Origin of the sequence: Pseudoclavibacter sp. 13-3 (assembly GCF_021168475.1) — a bacterium.
GTDB lineage: Bacteria > Actinomycetota > Actinomycetes > Actinomycetales > Microbacteriaceae > Pseudoclavibacter_A.
Genome location: NZ_JAJOZT010000006.1, coordinates 18,081 through 34,751, shown reverse-complemented (window position 1 = coordinate 34,751; position 16,671 = coordinate 18,081). Strand labels below are relative to the sequence as shown.

The 16,671-nt window shown below is 65.9% G+C and carries 19 protein-coding genes; 11 read left to right on the top strand and 8 right to left on the bottom strand.

Annotated features, from left to right (window positions below; genetic code table 11):
• The 3 genes from LRX77_RS09725 to LRX77_RS09715 are packed head-to-tail and all read left to right on the top strand — an operon-like array spanning position 1 to position 3,033.
• Positions 1 to 1,269 carry a magnesium transporter MgtE N-terminal domain-containing protein gene (locus tag LRX77_RS09725; RefSeq protein WP_231832707.1) on the top strand — a complete coding sequence of 423 codons (1,269 nt, stop codon included), beginning with the start codon at positions 1 to 3 and terminating at the stop codon, positions 1,267 to 1,269.
• The gene (locus LRX77_RS09720) at positions 1,247 to 1,906 is read left to right on the top strand and encodes a DUF1003 domain-containing protein (protein ID WP_231832784.1); all 660 of its coding nucleotides are present in this window, start codon (positions 1,247 to 1,249) and stop codon (positions 1,904 to 1,906) included. The genes LRX77_RS09725 and LRX77_RS09720 overlap by 23 nt, the downstream gene beginning before the upstream one ends.
• Before the next feature lie 2 nt (positions 1,907 to 1,908).
• On the top strand, positions 1,909 to 3,033 hold the full coding sequence (locus LRX77_RS09715; RefSeq protein ID WP_231832783.1) for a P-loop NTPase: 1,125 nt from the start codon (positions 1,909 to 1,911) through the stop codon (positions 3,031 to 3,033).
• Between the two features lie 21 nt (positions 3,034 to 3,054).
• On the opposite strand, the gene LRX77_RS09710 is transcribed toward LRX77_RS09715, so the two are convergent.
• Positions 3,055 to 3,468, bottom strand: a complete 414-nt coding sequence (locus tag LRX77_RS09710; RefSeq protein WP_231832706.1) for a twin-arginine translocase TatA/TatE family subunit — start codon at positions 3,466 to 3,468, stop codon at positions 3,055 to 3,057.
• Between the two features lie 55 nt (positions 3,469 to 3,523).
• Here LRX77_RS09710 and LRX77_RS09705 point away from each other — a divergent pair, with 55 nt between their 5' ends.
• Positions 3,524 to 4,156 (top strand): O-methyltransferase, encoded by a 633-nt coding sequence (locus LRX77_RS09705; protein ID WP_231832705.1) that lies wholly within the window; start codon positions 3,524 to 3,526, stop codon positions 4,154 to 4,156.
• Between the two features lie 17 nt (positions 4,157 to 4,173).
• On the opposite strand, the gene LRX77_RS09700 is transcribed toward LRX77_RS09705, so the two are convergent.
• From LRX77_RS09700 to dapE, 3 genes are all read right to left on the bottom strand, one after another.
• Positions 4,174 to 4,341, bottom strand: coding sequence for a DUF3117 domain-containing protein (locus tag LRX77_RS09700; RefSeq protein ID WP_231832704.1), 168 nt, complete (start codon positions 4,339 to 4,341; stop codon positions 4,174 to 4,176).
• A 140-nt stretch (positions 4,342 to 4,481) separates the two neighbouring features.
• A complete protein-coding gene (locus LRX77_RS09695) occupies positions 4,482 to 5,360 on the bottom strand; it encodes an NINE protein (protein WP_231832703.1) in 879 nt (292 codons plus the stop codon).
• Between the two features lie 95 nt (positions 5,361 to 5,455).
• Positions 5,456 to 6,538: a succinyl-diaminopimelate desuccinylase gene (dapE, locus tag LRX77_RS09690; protein WP_231832702.1), complete on the bottom strand. Its 1,083-nt coding sequence runs from the start codon at positions 6,536 to 6,538 to the stop codon at positions 5,456 to 5,458.
• A gap of 35 nt (positions 6,539 to 6,573) precedes the next feature.
• Here dapE and dapD point away from each other — a divergent pair, with 35 nt between their 5' ends.
• The 4 genes from dapD to LRX77_RS09670 all read left to right on the top strand — a co-directional run bounded on the left by dapD (position 6,574) and on the right by LRX77_RS09670 (position 9,591).
• Entirely contained in the window at positions 6,574 to 7,551 is a 978-nt protein-coding gene (dapD, locus tag LRX77_RS09685; RefSeq protein WP_231832701.1) for a 2,3,4,5-tetrahydropyridine-2,6-dicarboxylate N-succinyltransferase, read from the top strand.
• On the top strand, positions 7,548 to 8,234 hold the full coding sequence (locus LRX77_RS09680; protein ID WP_231832700.1) for a TenA family protein: 687 nt from the start codon (positions 7,548 to 7,550) through the stop codon (positions 8,232 to 8,234). The genes dapD and LRX77_RS09680 overlap by 4 nt, the downstream gene beginning before the upstream one ends.
• A 51-nt stretch (positions 8,235 to 8,285) precedes the next feature.
• Positions 8,286 to 8,591, top strand: a complete 306-nt coding sequence (locus LRX77_RS09675; protein ID WP_231832699.1) for a thiamine-binding protein — start codon at positions 8,286 to 8,288, stop codon at positions 8,589 to 8,591.
• A gap of 163 nt (positions 8,592 to 8,754) precedes the next feature.
• A complete protein-coding gene (locus LRX77_RS09670) occupies positions 8,755 to 9,591 on the top strand; it encodes an NYN domain-containing protein (protein WP_231832698.1) in 837 nt (278 codons plus the stop codon).
• A gap of 231 nt (positions 9,592 to 9,822) precedes the next feature.
• Here the strand turns inward: LRX77_RS09670 and LRX77_RS09665 are convergent, their stop codons facing one another.
• From LRX77_RS09665 to LRX77_RS09655, 3 genes are all read right to left on the bottom strand, one after another.
• Positions 9,823 to 10,131 (bottom strand): antibiotic biosynthesis monooxygenase family protein, encoded by a 309-nt coding sequence (locus LRX77_RS09665; protein WP_231832697.1) that lies wholly within the window; start codon positions 10,129 to 10,131, stop codon positions 9,823 to 9,825.
• Between the two features lie 72 nt (positions 10,132 to 10,203).
• The gene (locus LRX77_RS09660; RefSeq protein WP_231832696.1) at positions 10,204 to 11,883 is read right to left on the bottom strand and encodes an AMP-binding protein; all 1,680 of its coding nucleotides are present in this window, start codon (positions 11,881 to 11,883) and stop codon (positions 10,204 to 10,206) included.
• A gap of 71 nt (positions 11,884 to 11,954) precedes the next feature.
• On the bottom strand, positions 11,955 to 12,566 hold the full coding sequence (locus tag LRX77_RS09655) for a class I SAM-dependent methyltransferase (protein ID WP_231832695.1): 612 nt from the start codon (positions 12,564 to 12,566) through the stop codon (positions 11,955 to 11,957).
• Between the two features lie 28 nt (positions 12,567 to 12,594).
• On the opposite strand from LRX77_RS09655, the gene hflX reads away from it, so the two are divergent.
• The gene (gene hflX, locus LRX77_RS09650; RefSeq protein WP_231832694.1) at positions 12,595 to 14,121 is read left to right on the top strand and encodes a GTPase HflX; all 1,527 of its coding nucleotides are present in this window, start codon (positions 12,595 to 12,597) and stop codon (positions 14,119 to 14,121) included.
• Positions 14,122 to 14,229: 108 nt separating this feature from the next.
• Here hflX and lexA read toward each other — a convergent pair whose 3' ends face one another.
• Complete coding sequence (gene lexA, locus LRX77_RS09645) at positions 14,230 to 14,931, bottom strand: transcriptional repressor LexA (protein WP_231832693.1); 702 nt, start codon at positions 14,929 to 14,931, stop codon at positions 14,230 to 14,232.
• Positions 14,932 to 15,116: 185 nt separating this feature from the next.
• On the opposite strand from lexA, the gene LRX77_RS09640 reads away from it, so the two are divergent.
• The gene (locus tag LRX77_RS09640) at positions 15,117 to 15,467 is read left to right on the top strand and encodes a LysM peptidoglycan-binding domain-containing protein (RefSeq protein WP_231832692.1); all 351 of its coding nucleotides are present in this window, start codon (positions 15,117 to 15,119) and stop codon (positions 15,465 to 15,467) included.
• A gap of 95 nt (positions 15,468 to 15,562) precedes the next feature.
• Positions 15,563 to 16,654, top strand: coding sequence for a histidinol-phosphate transaminase (locus LRX77_RS09635; protein WP_231832691.1), 1,092 nt, complete (start codon positions 15,563 to 15,565; stop codon positions 16,652 to 16,654).
• The last annotated feature ends 17 nt before the right edge of the window (positions 16,655 to 16,671 follow it).

Sequence of the window (16,671 nt, the reverse complement as noted above, 5' to 3'; positions counted from 1 at the left end):
GTGACGTCACCCAAGATCTTTGTCTCCCGCATCATCGGCAGCGGGGTGTTCGACCCTGCCGGTGACCGAGTGGGCCGCGCACGTGACGTGATCGTCACCTATCGCACCGTGGGCCCGCCTGTCGTCGTCGGCCTGCTAGTCGAGGTTCCCGGCCGAAGACGGGTGTTTCTGCGAATCGCCCGCGTCACCGGCATCGTCTCTGGTGCCATCATCACCACGGGCCTGATCAATCTGCGCCGCTTCGAGCAGCGCGCCGGCGAGACCCGCATCCTCGCTGAGATCTTCGGCCGCACCGTGCGGCTCCGCGACTCCCAGCAGACCGGCCGCATCGAAGACGTCAGCATCGAGAAGCTCAGCACAGGCGAGTGGGTGATCGCCGACGCCTTCATGCGCAAGCCGAAGACCAGCGCATCGCCGTTCTCCCGCGGTGAGACCGTGCTCGTGCCCTGGGACGAGACCGAAGAGATCCACCGTGACGGCGTCGAGCAGGACACCACCCACCTGCTCGCCTCGTTCCAGGAGCTGCAGGCCCCAGACCTCGCCAGCTCGCTGATGGAGCTGCCTGACCGCCGGCGCGAAGAGGTCGTCGAGAACCTGTCGAACGAACGTCTCGCCGACGCGCTCGAAGAGCTCGGCCGAAGCGACCAGGCCGAACTCGTGCGCACCATCGATGACATCCGCTTCGCCGAGGTGCTCGACCACATGCAGCCCGACGACGCAGCCGACCTCGTTGCAGAGATCGCCCCTGACCGCAAAGAGAAGCTGCTGCAGCTGATGGAGCCCGAAGAGGCATCCGACGTGCGAATGCTGCTGCGCTACGCACCCGACACCGCCGGTGGTCTGATGACCACCGAGCCGGTGATCTGCTCGGCCGACACGACGGTGGCCGAAGGTCTCGCGCTCATCCGCCGGCATGAGATCGCTCCGGCGCTGGCCGCCGCGATCTGGGTCACCCTCCCTCCATACGAGGCCCCGACGGGTCGCTACATCGGCATGGTGCACTTTCAGCGGATGCTGCGGTATCCTCCGCATGAGCGTCTCGGCACACTGGTCGACGACGACATCGAGCCAATGGCCCCTGAGACCTCAGCACTCGAGGTTGCGCGCAATCTGGCCGCTTACAATCTGACGTCGATTCCCGTCGTCGACGGCAACAGGCGTCTGCTCGGCGTGGTGACGGTCGACGACGTCTTGGACAACCTGCTGCCTGAAGACTGGCGGCACCGAGTCGGGGAGGTGAACGATGATGGCGAAGCAGGCGAGCAGTGATCACGGACTGCTGAACGCACCACAGGCACGTCGCGTGCGGCTGTGGAGGCGCAAGGATCCTGTCGAGTTCGGCAGCGCCGACACCTTCGGCCGGTTCACCGAGTCGTTCGCCCGAGCGATGGGAACCCCGGCGTTTCTGCTCGGCATGAGCGTGTTCATCGTCCTCTGGATCACCTGGAACACGATCGGCCCTGAAGGTCTGCGCTTCGACTCGGCGGCGATGGGCTACATCGCTCTGACCCTGGTGCTGAGTCTGCAGGCGTCGTACTCGGCTCCGCTGCTGCTGCTGGCGCAGAACCGTCAGGACGACCGCGACCGCGTGCAGATCGAGCAGGATCGTCAGCGCGCAGAGCGCAATCTGGCCGACACCGAGTACTTGGCACGCGAAGTCGTCGCGCTGCGTCTCGCCGTGAGCGAGCTCGCCAGCGAGCGGTTCGTGCGCGACGAGCTGCGAGAGCAGCTTGAAGATCTGACTGCCACCATCCAAGAGCTGCGTGGCGAAATGGTGCCGCAGCAGGCGGGCGTGGGCGTTCCTCCATCGGCCGTCGGAGCATCCGCCGCTGGCCAGGGCGATGCCCAGACGACGCCTGTCTCCCGCGACCACGCTGGTGACGGGCAGGCTCAGGAGCGGCGCTGATGATGCCGGATCCCACGTCGAAGCGCATCAACCCGGCGTTGGAGGCCGCGCTGTCTCGGGTGCAGGATCCAGAGCTGCGGCGGCCGCTCGTCGACCTCGGCATGATCGAGCGGGCGACGCTCGCCGACGGCCGTGCCGAGGCCCTCGTGCGCCTTACGATCGTGGGCTGCCCGGCCTCGCAGCGCATCGAGCGCGACGTCATCGAGGCACTCGAGAGCGTCGTCGGCCCGGGCAACGCCGGCGTCTCCCTCGAAGTGATGAGTGACGAGCAGCGGCGCGCCCTGCTCACCTCGTTGCGCAAGGGCCACCGCGGCAATCCGTTCGGCGAGGGCACCCTCACCCGGGTCATCGCGGTCACCAGCGGCAAGGGCGGCGTCGGCAAATCGACCATCACAGCGAACCTGGCCGCCGACCTGGCAGCCCGCGGCCTCAACGTCGGGGTGCTCGACGCCGACGTCTACGGCTTCTCGATTCCCGGCCAGCTGGGCATTGCGACCGGCCCGACCAAGCTCGACGAGCTGATGCTGCCGCCGATCGGCCACGGTGTGAAAGCGATCTCGATCGGCATGTTCGTCGGCGCGGGCAAAGCCGTGTCGTGGCGCGGCCCGATGCTGCAGCGCACGCTCAAACAGTTTCTGACCGACGTGCACTTCGGTGATCTCGACGTGCTGCTGCTCGACCTGCCGCCGGGCACCGGCGACGTCGCACTGACCGCCGGGCAGCTGCTGCCGAACGCGGAGGTGGTCGTCGTGACCACGCCGCAGGATGCCGCTTCAGAGGTCGCCGTGAGAGCCGGGCTGCTCGCCGGGCAGCTGGGGCAGAAGGTCGTCGGTGTCGTCGAGAACATGTCGTGGCTGCAGCAGGGCGACGAGCGCATCGAAGTCTTCGGCACCGGAGGAGGCCGGCGTGCAGCCGACGAACTCAGCCAAGACCTCGAGCGCCCGGTGCCGCTGCTCGCGCAGATTCCGATGAGCATTTCGCTGCGGGTGGGCGCCGACATCGGTCAGCCGGCCGTGCTGACCGCCGGGGAAGACCCAGCGGCACAGGCGTTGCACGCACTGGCGACCCGACTCGTCGAGCGGCCCCGCGGGCTGCAGGGGCGGTCAATCCCGCTCAGGGTCGACTGACTGCGGCTGAGGCCTGCGTGATCAGGTGGCGTCGCTGTCGAAGGGAGCGGGACGCTGGTTGCGTTCGCGCTCGGCTCGTTCGCTCGCGACGAGTGCCGTGGCCGTGAGTGCGGTGGACGCGATGGCCCCGGTCTCTGTGACGCCTGCGGCACCAGTGGAGCCTGCTGCGGTTGTGGCCGTGGTGACTGGCGGGTCGTCTTGCAGCGCCTCGGCGATGATACGACGCGGATCGTACTGGCGCGGGTCGAGCTTCTTCCAGTCGAGGTCGTCGATGGCGCCGTCGGTCTCGTCTTTGACGCGCTGCTTCGAGCTCTCGAGAAACTCCTTGACCTTGCGCGTGCCGCGACCGAGCATCTCTGCGTAGCGAGGCAGATTCGCCGGGCCGAGAATGAGCGCAGCGACCACTGCGACCAAGAGGATTTTCTCGAAACTCATTCCCACAAGTATTACAGTAGCCGAGTTGTTCCTATGCTTGCAGCAGGAGGTTGCCATGACATCAGCGGCGAACATCGCCAGGTACACGGCCGAATACCAGACCGAGCCTGAGACGATCGAACGCGCCCGAGCGGCGGCGCTCGAGTGGAATGTCGAGGCGGTCTCGCCGATCGTCGGCGCGCAGCTCGCGCTGCTCAGCGGCGCCGTCGATGCCCGCAATATCGTCGAGGTGGGCACGGGAACCGGTGTCAGCGGTCTGTGGCTGCTGAAAGGCGCGCCAGAGGCCACGCTGACCACGATTGAGACAGAGGTCGACTACCAGCAGTCGGCCAAGCGCTCGTTTGCGCAGGCGGCCCTGCCCGGCTCGCACGTGCGGGCCATTCTGGGGCGCGCGTCAGGCGTGCTGGAACGACTTGCCGACCGTTCGTACGATCTGGTCTTCATCGACGCAGACATCGCTTCGGCGCCGACGTATGTCGCACACGGTCTGCGGCTGGCGCGACCGGGCGGCCTCATCGTGCTGGCCCATGCACTTGCCCACGGGCGAGTGGCTGATCCGGCTGCGCGGGATGCCGAGACGACCGGGCTGCGCGACCTCATCGAAGAGATCGGTCAGCGTGATCAGATTCGCTCGTCGCTGCTTCCGCTGGACGACGGGCTGCTGACTGTGGTGGCCCCAGCGAGCTGAGACCCTGGCAAGCCGGTTCAGGCGACCACGTCGGCCAGCACGGCGTGCAGCTCTTTGGCCTCATCTGGCGTGACCGAGACGACAAGTCGTCCGCCGCCTTCAAGTGGCACGCGTACCACGATGACCTTGCCCTCTCGGACGGCCTCCATCGGTCCGTCACCAGTGCGCGGTTTCATCGCTGCCATGGCCTATACCTCTTTCTGAGCGATACGAGCGTGCTGCTTTGCACCACTCCAGTATCTCACGAGCGACCGAAAAGGGGCAGAGCGCACTTCGTCCCAGACCCTTCTGCACATTGATGAGTCGGGGACGAAGACGACGCAGGCTAGAGTCCGGCGCTCTGGGCCCCGTGCTCGGCCTGGGCTGTCGTGAACCCGTCGAAGACCAACTGATCGACGAGCGACTTGTGCGAGAAGCCGGTGAGTTTCAGGTAGTCGGCAGCTTTGCGCTCGGCCTGGGTGCTCCAATCGACGTTCAACGAGTCGACCGCGGCGGCGGCGTCGGCAGCCGAGAAGTGCTCGAACTCGAGCTGCTTGATGAGGCCATCTCGTGAGAAGCCGGTCAGATCAAGGTAGTTCTGCGCCTTTCGCGCAGCCTGTGTCTGCGACACTGAGACCGCCGGAGGCTCGGGCGCACTCGTGGTCGGTGCGGTCTCAGGTGTGGCTTCGGTCTTGGGGGCAGCATCGGTCTGTGCCTCATTCGTGGGTGTGCTCGATACGAATGGCTGCTGCGTTGCCGACGTGCCGACGCCCGTCGTGGTTGACGACAGCGTGGCGCCTGAGGTGGCACCCGAGGCGATGCCGAGCACAACGACCACGGCAGAGACGATCCAGGCGATGGTCGCCTGCTTGCCCTCCGGACGCACTTTGAGCCCCTGCTTGTCAGTTGCGTTGCCGGTGAGGGTGAGAATGAGATCGATCAGTGACCAGATGCCGAAGCCACCGAGGGTGATGAGCTTCAGGATGCCGGTTCCGACTTTGCCGAGATAGAAGCGGTCGATGCCCAAGGAGCCTAAGAACAGGCTGAGCAGCCAGGTGGCCAGAAAACTCTTCGGCGACTGGCCTCGCTGTGGAGCGCCGAACTGAGCGTGCGGGTTTCGCTGCTGTGCCGTCCACCCGGTGCCGTCGAAGTAGCGTTCTGCACCTGGCTGCTGCGGGTCGGGGTACCAACCTGCGGGAGGGGTACTCGGGGTGTTGTTGGTCATGTGGCCAAGCTCCAATCATGAATCGGCTGTGTGTTATCTGAGAATAACCGCTCCCACCGACAGACGAGTGTTCACTGAGCCTCGCACACCTCGGGTCAGCGCAGCCAGGCGACCAGCGCATCCAGACAGCGCGGCACCTCGTCAACGCGCAGACGTTCATCGTCGGCGTGCGCCAGCAGCGCGTCACCGGGCCCGAAATTGACCGCGGGGATGCCGAGCGCACTGAATCGGGAGACATCGGTCCAGCCGTATTTCGGCTTCGGTTCGCTGCCGACGGCCTCGACGAACTCCTGGGCGATCGGGGCGTCGAGCCCGGGGCGGGCTCCCGGCGACATATCGATGAACTCGATTTCGTAGCCGGCGAAGAGGTCGCGCATGCGCTGTTCTGCCTCGGCTGCGCTGCGGCTCGGTGCGAAGCGATAGTTGACGTGCACGGTGCACTCGTCGGGAATCACGTTGCCGGCGACACCTCCCGTGATGCCTACGGCGTTGAGACCCTCGCGGTAGGCAAGACCGTCGACCGTGATCGTCTCGGGCTCGAAGTCGCGCAGAATGTCGAGAATGCCGGCGGCGGCATGAATCGCATTCACCCCGACCCATGCGCGGGCGGAATGCGCGCGCCGGCCCCGAGTGTGCAGCAGGAAGCGGCACGTGCCGTTGCACCCGCCTTCGATCTCGCCACCGGTGGGCTCGCCCAGGATGGCGAAGTCGGCGGCCAGCCACTCAGGGTGCTCACGCGAGACTCGGCCCAGACCGTTGAGGTCGGCGGCGACCTCTTCGTTGTCGTAGAAGACATAGGTGATGTCGACGCTCGGGGCAGGCACACGACCCGCAACGGCCAGAAACACGGCGTCACCGGCCTTCATGTCGACGGTGCCACGACCGTTCAGCCAGGTGCCTTCGGCGTCGGTCGTGGTGGTGGTCGGCACGTTGTCCCGGATCGGCACGGTGTCGAGGTGCCCCGCCAGAAGCACTCGTCGGTCGCGTCCGAGGTGCGTGCGCGCCACAACGGTGTCGCCGTCGCGCAGCACCTCGAGGTCGGTCTGCGCGCGCAGCGCATGCTCGACCGTGTCGGCCAGCCGCCGTTCGTCACCCGACTCAGACGGAATGTCGCAGATGGCGCGGGTCAGGTCGATGACCGAGCCGGAGAGGTCGAGAGCGTCGGGCGAAGTGTTCATGGTCAACATGGTAGCGACGGGTACAATCTGTGCCTATGACTGACACCCCAGACAACGCACCCCGCATCGGATTCGGCACCGGCCTCGCCACGCTCACTGCGAAGGGCGATGTGCTGGACGTGTGGTTCCCGCTGCCCGAGCTGCTCGAGAGAGTCGAAGATGCACCGGGCCAGCAGCCGGGGCTCGAGTCGCACTTTGCGGGGCTCGTCGAAGGCGATCAGGCGCGAGACGAGCTGCGCGAGGTCGAACGTCGGGTGATCTCAGTGGTCGTCGACCTGCAGCAGCCCGTCGAAGACACCGCTGACGCGTACCTGCGCCTGCACCTGCTGTCGCATCTGCTGGTGCAGCCCAACTCGATCAACCTCGACGGCATCTTCGGCCACCTGCCGAACAACGTCTGGACCAACCGCGGGCCGGTCGAGCCCGACACCTTCGACCGTCGCCGCGGGCAGCTGCGCGCAGCAGGCGTCGTCGCGCTGCTGGTCGACAAGTTCCCGCGTCTGATCGACTACGTGAGCCCCAAGGGCGTGCGCATCGGAGACGGCGCTCGCGTGCGTCTGGGCGCACACCTCGCTCCGGGCACGACGGTCATGCACGAAGGCTTCGTCAACTTCAACGCCGGCACTCTCGGCGAGTCGATGGTCGAGGGGCGCATCTCGCAGGGCGTCGTGGTCGGCGACGGCTCGGACATCGGCGGCGGCGCATCCATCATGGGCACGCTCTCGGGCGGCGGTCGTGAGCGCGTGCGCATCGGCGAGCACGCGCTGCTCGGCGCGAACGCCGGCATCGGCATCTCGATCGGTGACGACAGCGTCGTCGAGGCCGGGCTCTACATCACGGCGGGCACCAAGGTCACGCTGCTCGGCAGCGGCGGCACGCAGCGCGTCGTCAAGGCCGTCGAGCTGAGCGGTGAGAGCAACCTGCTGTTCCGTCGCAATTCGGTCACCGGCGCGGTCGAGGCGCTGCACCGCAAAGGCCAGGGCATCGAGCTGAACCCCGAGCTGCACGCATGAGCACCGCGTTCAGCGACGAAGCCTGGACGCTGACCGCCGGGCTGCGCGCTCAGATCGACGAACTCGACTTTCTGCGCGAGCTCGGTGACGGCACCCTCGATATGGACGACTTCCTGTTCTATCTGCGTCAGGACTCGTTCTACCTGACGGGCTACGCCAAAGCGCTCGCCTTCGCGGCGACCCGTGCACCCGACCCGCAGAGTGCCGCCTTCTGGGCGAGCGCGGCGGCAGAGGCGAGCACCGGTGAGACCGAGCTGCACGAGACGCTGCTGCCGCACGGCCGCGCCGAAGAGGTGCGCGAGCCGCTGCAGGCGTCGCCCACCTCGCTCGGCTACACCTCGTACCTGGTCGCTACTGCAGCGACCGAGTCGTATGCCGTCACCGTGGCGGCCCTGCTGCCGTGTTTCTGGGTGTATGCGGATGTCTCGGCCCGGCTGGCCGTGCACGCGCACGATGTGCTCGCCGCTGATCCACAGCATCCGTTCGCCCAGTGGGTGGCCAACTACGACGGCGAGGAGTTCCAGCAGGCGGTGACCGAGGCCCGGCGCTGGACGGATGCGGCGGCCGAGCAGGTCGGCTCTGACGAGCGCCAGCGCATGCTCGACGCGTTCCTCATCGCCACACGCTACGAGCTGCTGTTCTGGCGCACGGCGAAGCGCCGCGAACGCTGGCCCGAGCACTGAGCCAGCGTGGGGCACCGACTGAACGAGAACTGAGAATCTGAGGAGGCAATCATGCTGTTGGCATTCTCTGTGGCGCCGTCGGGCACTGGCCGAGCCGATGCGTCGGTGCACGATGCGGTCGCTGCGGCGGTCAAGGTTGTGCGCGACTCCGGCCTGCCAAACAGGACGAACAGTATGTTCACGGAGCTTGAAGGCTCGTGGGACGAGGTCTTCGATGTCGTCAAGCGCGCGACCGAGGCCGTCGAACCGTTCGGATCGCGAATCTCGCTCGTGATCAAGGCTGATATTCGCCCCGGATACGAGGGCGAGCTGGATGGGAAGCTCGAACGACTCGAACAGGCCATCGAGGGGGCATGAGCGCGGTCTGCATCGTGAAGGGTGTCACCTGACTCGCAGGGTGACATTTGCTCTCGGAATTGAGGTATGCTCTTCTACTTAAGAGCTCCTGCCGTTGACCACCCGCTTGATCATGGGTCGGCCGATGACAGGGGCTTTTTCTCGAAGAACAGAAGGGTCGCGGATGACTGGGGGACGAGGGCGGCGCGGTAGTTCTGGGGCTGAATTGGTGGCGGTTACCGGCCATCGGGATTCGTCCCCGATTCCGACACGAGCTGAGCAAGTCACTGCCATTCTGGTTGACGGAGGTTTCTATCGTCGGCGTGCTGCGCGTCTGTTCGGGCATAAGACTCCGGAGCAACGTGCTGATGAACTTCTTGAGTATTGTCGTCGCCATACGAGAAAAGCCAAGTCACGGCTCTATCGGATCTTCTACTACGATTGCCCGCCTTCTGAGAAAGTCTTGTTTCACCCATTGACCAGGCGAGACGTTAACCTTGCAAAGACCAAAGATCACGACTGGATGGTCGAATTTCATCAGGCGCTGGTCAAGCGACGTAAAGTGGCGCTGAGACGTGGTGAGATCTTGGAAACTCAGTCCGGTTATCAGCTAAAGCCTGACAAGCTCAAGCGACTGCTGAAAGGCTCGATCGCCGTCAGTGATCTCACTGAAAACGATTTCACCCTTGACATCACCCAGAAGGGTGTAGATATGCGGCTCGGCCTTGATATCGCGACTCTAGCCATGAATGGCCAAGTCAATCAGATCATCATGATTGCGGGTGACAGCGATTTTGTACCGGCGGCAAAGCATGCGCGACGTGCCGGTATTGATTTTGTACTTGATCCCATGTGGGCTCACATTTCGGACTCACTGCACGAGCATATCGATGGTCTGTGGGAATGTGTCCGTCGGGAGCCTGAGAACCTCAACGACCCGCTTCACATCGAAAATATGCGGGATCGCCAGGGCGCTGCCGCCGCGGAGGATGACGCAGCATTCGACCTCGACACTCTCTGACCAGACTGACGTGACGTTGGCCAGAGGGGGGCTTGTGAAGTCTGGTGAACCATGTGAAGTGCTGTGTCGGATCGGGCGTTGGTATTGAACCCGGTGAGTATTTGAGGAATCGGATATTCAGGGGAAGGGGGTGCGTCGGATGGGGCTTCCAGACTGTGAAGTGAGTCGTCAGGCCCTGAGACGCTGCTGCGCCCAGAGCTCGTCTGCCGCGAGTACTGAACGAGTACGGAATCAGATCTCTTCGAGGTCGACGACCTCGAACTCGAGCAGATGCGCCCCAGTGGCGACTGGCTTGTGGCCCTCGCCGTGAGCGTGCGCAGCATGGTTCGCACGGCTGTCGCGCCAGTGTTCGAAGTCCTGCTGCGTCGCCCACTGCGTCAGCACGAAGTAGCGATCCTCACCCGCGGTCGGGCGCAGCAGCTGGAAGCTCTCGAACCCCGGCTGCCCGTCGACCGAGTGACGGCGAGCGGCGAAGCGGCGCTCCAGCTCGGCACCCTCGCCTTCGGGCACCTCAAGCGCATTGATGACGACGACTGACATGTTGTCTCCTTCTGTTGCGATTCTCGTTCCGAGGGACTCAGGCGGTCCCACAGCAGTCGGCAGCGCCGACGATCAGGCCCGCTCTTTGAGCACGTAGCGCTGCACCTTCGCGCTCGCCGTTCGGGGCAGCTCGTCGACGAACTCGATCACCCGCGGATAGGCGTGCGCTGCGTAGCGGGTCTTGACCTCCTGCTGCAGCTCGTGGATGAGGGTCTCGTCGCCGGTGAAGCTCTGAGCGAGCACGATATAGGCTGCGACGACCTCGCCGCGCAGCTCGTCGGGTTTGCCGACGACCGCGACCTCGCGCACTGCCGGGTGCATGGCGAGCACACTCTCGACGTCAAGCGGACTGATGCGATATCCAGCAGCCAGAATGAGGTCGTCGTCGCGCGACACGAAGTGCAGCTGACCGTCGTCGCTCTGCCAGGCGAGGTCTCCGGTGAGGTACCAACGGCCGTCGTCGGTGTATCGCTCGGCGGTCTTCTGCGGTGCATCGTCATAACCTGGGAACCACCAGACCGGGCTCTCGGCGGGCGCGAAGGCGAGACGACCCACCTCGCCGGCCTTGGCCGGCCGGTCAGCATCCTGATCAAGGATCTCGCAGTGCCAGCCGGGCAGCGTCACACCCATCGAACCGGCCTGGGCTGGCAGCGAGATGCCCTCGCGCCAGGGCACCCCGATCAGCATGCCGTGCTCGGTCTGTCCGTAGTGATCGTGCGGCTCGGCTCCGAGCACATCGCGCGACCACTCGAGCACCTCAGGCGTCAGGGGCTCACCGGCAGACGACGCGCGGCGCAGGTGCACGGGCAGGTCGCTCTGCGGGTCGTTGCGCATGGCACGGAACATGGTGGGTGCTCCGCAGAAGTTGGTGACGCCGAACCGGCTGAGCACGTTCCAGGCCTGCTCGGCGGTGAATTTGTCGTGCGGCAGCAGGTTCGTGTGACCCACGACCAGCGGCCCGAGCACCCCGAAGTAGAGCCCGTAGGCCCAGCCGGGGTCGGCGGCGTTCCAGAACACGTCGTCGGGCTGCAGATCGAGCCCGTTGACCATGTACGAGCGGAACGACACCAGCGCCTTCATCGGCAGCGGCACGCCCTTCGGCGCCCCGGTCGTGCCCGAAGTGTAGAGCAGTGCGAGCACGCCGTCGCCGCCGATCGACGCCGATTCGGTCAGCGGCTCGGCCGCCTCGACGAGCGGCCCGTAGACCGCGTCGTCTGCCCACTCCGGGTGAGCTTCGGCTGTGGTGTCGTCGTCGACCGGGTCGACGCGCAGGATGCTCCAGCTGCGTCCGTCCGCCGGCAGGTCTTCGCTGGGGTCGAGCTTGTGTCGCTGGTTCGCGTCGGCGACGACGAGGGTGGCGCGACCGGCGTTGACCCGCATCCCGATGGCCTGTGCCGCGAGTGCGGTGAAGAGCGGGATGTGCACGGCGCCGAGGCGCCAGATGCCGAGCAGGATGCCGATGTAGTCGGCCGACCGGGCCATCATGACGCCGACGCGAGACCCCTCGGTGACGCCGAGATCGGCGAGCACGCGAGCCGAACGCTGCGAGAGCTCGTCGAGATCGCCATAGGTGAGATCGGTGGCGTTCCAGTCGGCGTCGACAGTGCGGAAGGCCACGGCATCGCGGGGATGCGCCCGCAGCAGCAGGTCGAGCGCGTTCGCCTCGGGCGCATCGTAGACGGCCCGCCAGCGGGCGATCTCTTCGTCGATGCGCCGAGTGGTCTCGGGGTCGGGCTGCTGCGCTTCGGTCATCTGTGCTCCAGTCTTGTCGTCCTTCTCAGGATGGGCGCAGCGCCATTGCTGCACCCGGCACACAGCCTACGTCAGGCGTCTCGTCGAATGTGGATCACACGGAATCCGCGCGCGGTGGCCGCACGTCGCACGTCGAATGCGCCGGGCAGCTCGTCGGCCAGCCAGCGCTGCAGCGAGTCGGCTCCGAGCTGTTTGCCGACGACGAGCCAGGCCTCGCCGCAGGGAGCGAGCCTCGGCAGCCAGGTCAGCAGCAGCGCGTGCAGCGCCTGCTTGCCGATGCGAATGGGCGGGTTCGCCCAGATGACGTCGAACCCGAGGTCGGCCGGAACGTCTTCGGGGGAGGCGACGACGATGCGATCGAGGCCGAGGTGATCGGCGTTGCGCGCCGTGGCCTCCCTCGCCCGTTCGTTCACGTCGACCGCCCACACCCGCGTCTGCGGCGCCCGCAGCGCGAGTGTCAGCGCGATCGGCCCCCAGCCGCACCCGATGTCGAGCGCCTCGCCGGTCTGCGGCGGCTCGGGCACGCGATCGAGCAGGATGCGCGTGGCCTTGTCGAGCCCGTCGGGCGAGAACAGTCCGCTGGCGACGGCGACGGTGCGTGTGCGACCATCGAGATCGACATCGATGTCGCGCCAATGGGCGGCGACGTGTGGATGTTCTGCGAAATAATGCTCGTGAGCCATGCGTTCAGGTTAGTGGAGGTACACATACATGACAGATTCCGGGCGCCCGTTGGACGAGCTGCTACAGAGGATCGAGGCTCGCGAGCAGGCGACGGAGGCCCTCGGCCGCGAGATCGACGCGACCACGGCGAAGGTCGGCCATGCGCAGGCGCTGCAGTCCGAGGCGACCGAGGCGCACGGCGGCGACGAAGAACGCTTCGAACGCGAGGCGCTCAAGCGCGTGGCCGGGCTGTCGACCGAGCTCGAAGACGTCTCTGAGGTCGAGTACCGACAGCTGCGGCTTGAGAACGTCGTGCTGATCGGCGTGTACACGCAGGGCAGCCTGGCCGATGCCGAGAACTCGCTGGCCGAGCTCGCTGCGCTCGCCGAGACCGCCGGATCGCGAGTGCTCGACGCGCTGCTGCAGCGCCGGCTGAACCCCGACCCAGGCACCTACCTCGGGCATGGCAAGGCGCACGAGCTCAAGGAGCTCGTCGCCGCACTGGGCGCCGATACCGTCATCGCCGACACCGAGCTGGCCCCGAGCCAGCGCCGTGCCCTCGAAGACGTCGTGCGGGTCAAGGTCGTCGACCGCACCGCGCTGATTCTCGACATTTTCGCTCAGCACGCCAAGAGCCGAGAAGGCAAGGCGCAGGTCGAGCTGGCGCAGATGGAGTACATGCTGCCGCGTCTGCGCGGCTGGGGCGGTTCGCTGAGTCGTCAGGCCGGCGGTCGTGCCGCGGCCGGCGAGGGCATCGGCTCGCGCGGCCCCGGTGAGACGCAGATCGAGATGGATCGCCGCCGCATTCACACGCGCATGGCGAAGCTGCGCAAGCAGATCAAGGCAATGGCGCCGGCGCGTGCCGCGAAGCGTGCGAACCGCGATCGTTTCGCGATTCCCTCGGTCGCCGTGGTGGGGTACACCAACGCCGGCAAGTCGTCGCTGGTCAACGCGATCACCGGTTCGGACGAACTTGTGCAGAACCAGCTGTTCGCGACCTTGGACTCGACCGTGCGACGCAACACGACCGAAGACGGTCGCGTCTACACGCTCAGCGACACCGTCGGCTTCGTGCGACGGCTGCCGCACCAGCTCGTCGAGGCGTTCCGATCGACGTTCGAAGAGGCGGCCGACGCTGATGTGCTCGTGCACGTCGTCGACGGCTCGCACCCCGATCCGCAGGCGCAGATCGACGCCGTGCGAACCGTGCTCGCCGAGTCAGGGCTCGAGGGCGCTCGCGAGATCCTGGTCTTCAACAAGATCGACCTCGTCGACGGCGAGCGTCGCATGGTGCTGCGCGCCATGGAGCCTGAGGCCTCGATGGTCTCGACCCGCACCAGTGAGGGCATCGCCGAGCTGGTGCGCCGCATTGAGACGACCCTGCCCGACCCAGGCGTCGAGATCGATGTCGTGGTGCCGTATGACCGCGGCGACCTCGTGGCGCATGCACACGAGCATGGTCAGGTGCTGCACACCGAGTACCTTGACGCGGGCACGAGGCTGTCTGCGCGGGTCAGTCCGCAGCTGGCCCAGCAGATCGAAGCCGTCGCCGTCAGCGTTCCTGCCGCGCAGTGACCCTTGGGCCGTGCAGCGCTCGTCGCCGGTTCGACGCGTGGGCGTGGTGCAGTGTATGGGGCCAGATGCGGCGCTGCGACAGGGGCGACTGACGTCTCAGGGCTGGGCTCAGACGGAGCGCAGCACGGCGACGACTTTGCCGAGGATGACCGCGTGGTCACCCAGGATCGGCTCGTACTGCGTGTTCTGGGGGAGCAGCCAGGTGTGCCCGTCGCGCTGACGGAACGTCTTGACCGTGGCCTCTTCGTCGAGCAGTGCGGCGACGATGTCACCTGCGACCGCATCTTGCTGCTGCCGAACCACCACCCAGTCACCGTCGCAGATCGCGGCGTCGATCATGGAGTCTCCGCGGACTTTGAGCAGGAACAGCTCACCCTGACCGACCAGCTGACGAGGCAGGGGAAAGACGTCGTCGATGTGCTGATCGGCGAGGATGGGAGAGCCCGCGGCGATCTGGCCGACCAACGGCACCATGGCGGTCTCTTCGGAGACGACTGACAGTGCCTGCTGCGCCGGAGTCGACGGCGGCTCGATGACTGCGGCAGCATCCTGCTCCACCAGGACTTCGAGCGCGCGCGGCCGTTTCGGGTCGCGTCGGATGCAGCCGGCCAGTTCGAGCTGGTTGAGCTGATGGGTCACGGACGAGAGTGACGAGAGGCCGACTGCATCGCCGATCTCGCGCATGCTCGGCGGGTATCCGCGGTCGCCGATCGACTCGGTGATGAACGCGAGGATGCTCTGCTGCTTCGCGCTGAGCCGTGAGCGGTCACCGCGGCCTGACGTCGTCGACGTGCGTGGTCTCGTGGTCATCTCTCAGTCCTTCTGCGGGTGATGTCGGTGGGTCGTGGTGCACTGACTCAGGTGATGCTCATTCGAAACTTTATCCGAACACCGCGCATCTGACCAAAGATGTCTTCGAACAGGCGTGGCGAGAACGGCTTGCCGAAACGCCAGTTCGAAGATATATTCGAAAGACACGTTCGAAAGGATCCCTCATGGATGCGACGAAGACCCTCTCACCGGCCCCGACCGTCAAGACGCGCACGCGGCTCACGCGCCGTGGTCGCCAGGTGCGTGCAGTCGCGCTGGCGCTGCTGCTGGCTGCTGTGATCACTGCCGCCATCTCGTTCGGCACCCAGGCCTTCGCCGGAGATGACGGGCCGATCGAGATCACCAAGGTGCAGGTCCAGCCGGGTGACACGCTCTGGGGCATCGCACAGCTTTCGGCTCCGCGTCACGATGTGCGAGACGCCGTCGCCGAGATCCGCCGGGCGAATCACCTCAGCGACGGCATGGTGCATCCCGGCGAAGAGCTGATCATTCCCGCGCATCTGCTCGACGCTTGAACCACCAACCGAGCACACCACAGAGACCAGGGCCACGACGACGCCGTCCGGTTCGGTCGTCTGCTTCCCGTGATCACACGCGTAGACTGGCGGGCGTGACCACTCTTGATGATCTTCCTCTTCGTGCAGAACTCGTCGGACAACAGCCGTATGGCGCACCGCAGCTGCACGTGCCCATCGAACTCAACGTGAATGAGAACACCTTCGGTCTGCCAGAAGAGGCCGTTCGCGACATTCAGCACAGCGTCGCAGCCGTGGTCACCGGTCTGAACAGATATCCCGATCGCGAGTTCACCGCATTGCGCGAAGCCCTGGCCGAGTACCTCGGCCACGATCTCACGCCAGAGCAGATCTGGGCGGCGAATGGCTCGAACGAGGTGCTGCAGCAGGTGCTGCAGGCTTTCGGCGGGCCTGGCCGCTCGCTGCTGAGCTTCGTGCCGACCTACTCGATGTATCCGCTGCTGGCTGCTGGCACACAGACGAAGTGGCTGCCGATCAACCGGCAGCCTGACTTCGTCCTGGACCCAGACGCCGTTGCGGCAGCGATTCGCGAACACCGCCCAGATCTCGTCTTCATCTGCCGGCCGAACAATCCCACCGGCACCGGTGCCTCGCTCGAGGTGATCGAAGCGGCATATGCCGCGACTGAGGGCATCGTGGTCGTCGACGAGGCCTACCAGGAGTTCAGCGGTGCCGACGCTGCGAGTGCACTCACACTGCTGCCCGGGCGCCCACGTCTGGCTATCTCGCGCACCATGAGCAAGGCGTTCGCCTATGCGGGTGCACGGGTCGGCTATCTCGCCGCAGATCCGGCGTTCGTCGACGCACTTCGGCTGGTGCGGCTGCCCTACCATCTCTCTGCGCTCACTCAGGCCGCGGCCGAAGCCGCACTGCGTCACGCGCCGGCGATGCTCGCCAATGTCGATCGCATCCGCGCGCAGCGAGACCGCATCGAACGGCGAGTTGCCGAGCTCGGCTTCACGCCCTATCCCTCTGCGTCGAACTTCGTGCTGATCGGTGGCGTGGCAGACCCGAAAGACACCTTCACGCGTCTGCTCGCCGAGGGCATCATCGTTCGCGACAACGGTATTCCGCACACGCTGCGCGTCACCGCCGGAACCGAGAGCGAGACCAGCGCGTTCCTTGCCGCCTTCGAACGAATCGCCACGCCGGTCACCGCCGGTTAGACTAGGTGATCGTATTG

Excerpts from the sequence above, each read along its gene's own strand:
- LRX77_RS09695 (WP_231832703.1), bottom strand. The coding sequence starts at position 5,360 with ATGACCAACAACACCCCGAGTACCCCTCCCGCAGGTTGGTACCCCGAC.
- LRX77_RS09700 (WP_231832704.1), bottom strand. The coding sequence starts at position 4,341 with ATGGCAGCGATGAAACCGCGCACTGGTGACGGACCGATGGAGGCCGTC.
- hflX (WP_231832694.1), top strand. The coding sequence starts at position 12,595 with ATGACAGATTCCGGGCGCCCGTTGGACGAGCTGCTACAGAGGATCGAG.
- LRX77_RS09720 (WP_231832784.1), top strand. The coding sequence starts at position 1,247 with ATGGCGAAGCAGGCGAGCAGTGATCACGGACTGCTGAACGCACCACAG.
- dapE (WP_231832702.1), bottom strand. The coding sequence starts at position 6,538 with ATGAACACTTCGCCCGACGCTCTCGACCTCTCCGGCTCGGTCATCGAC.
- LRX77_RS09665 (WP_231832697.1), bottom strand. The coding sequence starts at position 10,131 with ATGTCAGTCGTCGTCATCAATGCGCTTGAGGTGCCCGAAGGCGAGGGT.
- dapD (WP_231832701.1), top strand. The coding sequence starts at position 6,574 with ATGACTGACACCCCAGACAACGCACCCCGCATCGGATTCGGCACCGGC.
- LRX77_RS09670 (WP_231832698.1), top strand. The coding sequence starts at position 8,755 with ATGACTGGGGGACGAGGGCGGCGCGGTAGTTCTGGGGCTGAATTGGTG.
- lexA (WP_231832693.1), bottom strand. The coding sequence starts at position 14,931 with ATGACCACGAGACCACGCACGTCGACGACGTCAGGCCGCGGTGACCGC.
- LRX77_RS09680 (WP_231832700.1), top strand. The coding sequence starts at position 7,548 with ATGAGCACCGCGTTCAGCGACGAAGCCTGGACGCTGACCGCCGGGCTG.
- LRX77_RS09715 (WP_231832783.1), top strand. The coding sequence starts at position 1,909 with ATGCCGGATCCCACGTCGAAGCGCATCAACCCGGCGTTGGAGGCCGCG.
- LRX77_RS09660 (WP_231832696.1), bottom strand. The coding sequence starts at position 11,883 with ATGACCGAAGCGCAGCAGCCCGACCCCGAGACCACTCGGCGCATCGAC.
- LRX77_RS09710 (WP_231832706.1), bottom strand. The coding sequence starts at position 3,468 with ATGAGTTTCGAGAAAATCCTCTTGGTCGCAGTGGTCGCTGCGCTCATT.
- LRX77_RS09640 (WP_231832692.1), top strand. The coding sequence starts at position 15,117 with ATGGATGCGACGAAGACCCTCTCACCGGCCCCGACCGTCAAGACGCGC.
- LRX77_RS09675 (WP_231832699.1), top strand. The coding sequence starts at position 8,286 with ATGCTGTTGGCATTCTCTGTGGCGCCGTCGGGCACTGGCCGAGCCGAT.
- LRX77_RS09705 (WP_231832705.1), top strand. The coding sequence starts at position 3,524 with ATGACATCAGCGGCGAACATCGCCAGGTACACGGCCGAATACCAGACC.
- LRX77_RS09655 (WP_231832695.1), bottom strand. The coding sequence starts at position 12,566 with ATGGCTCACGAGCATTATTTCGCAGAACATCCACACGTCGCCGCCCAT.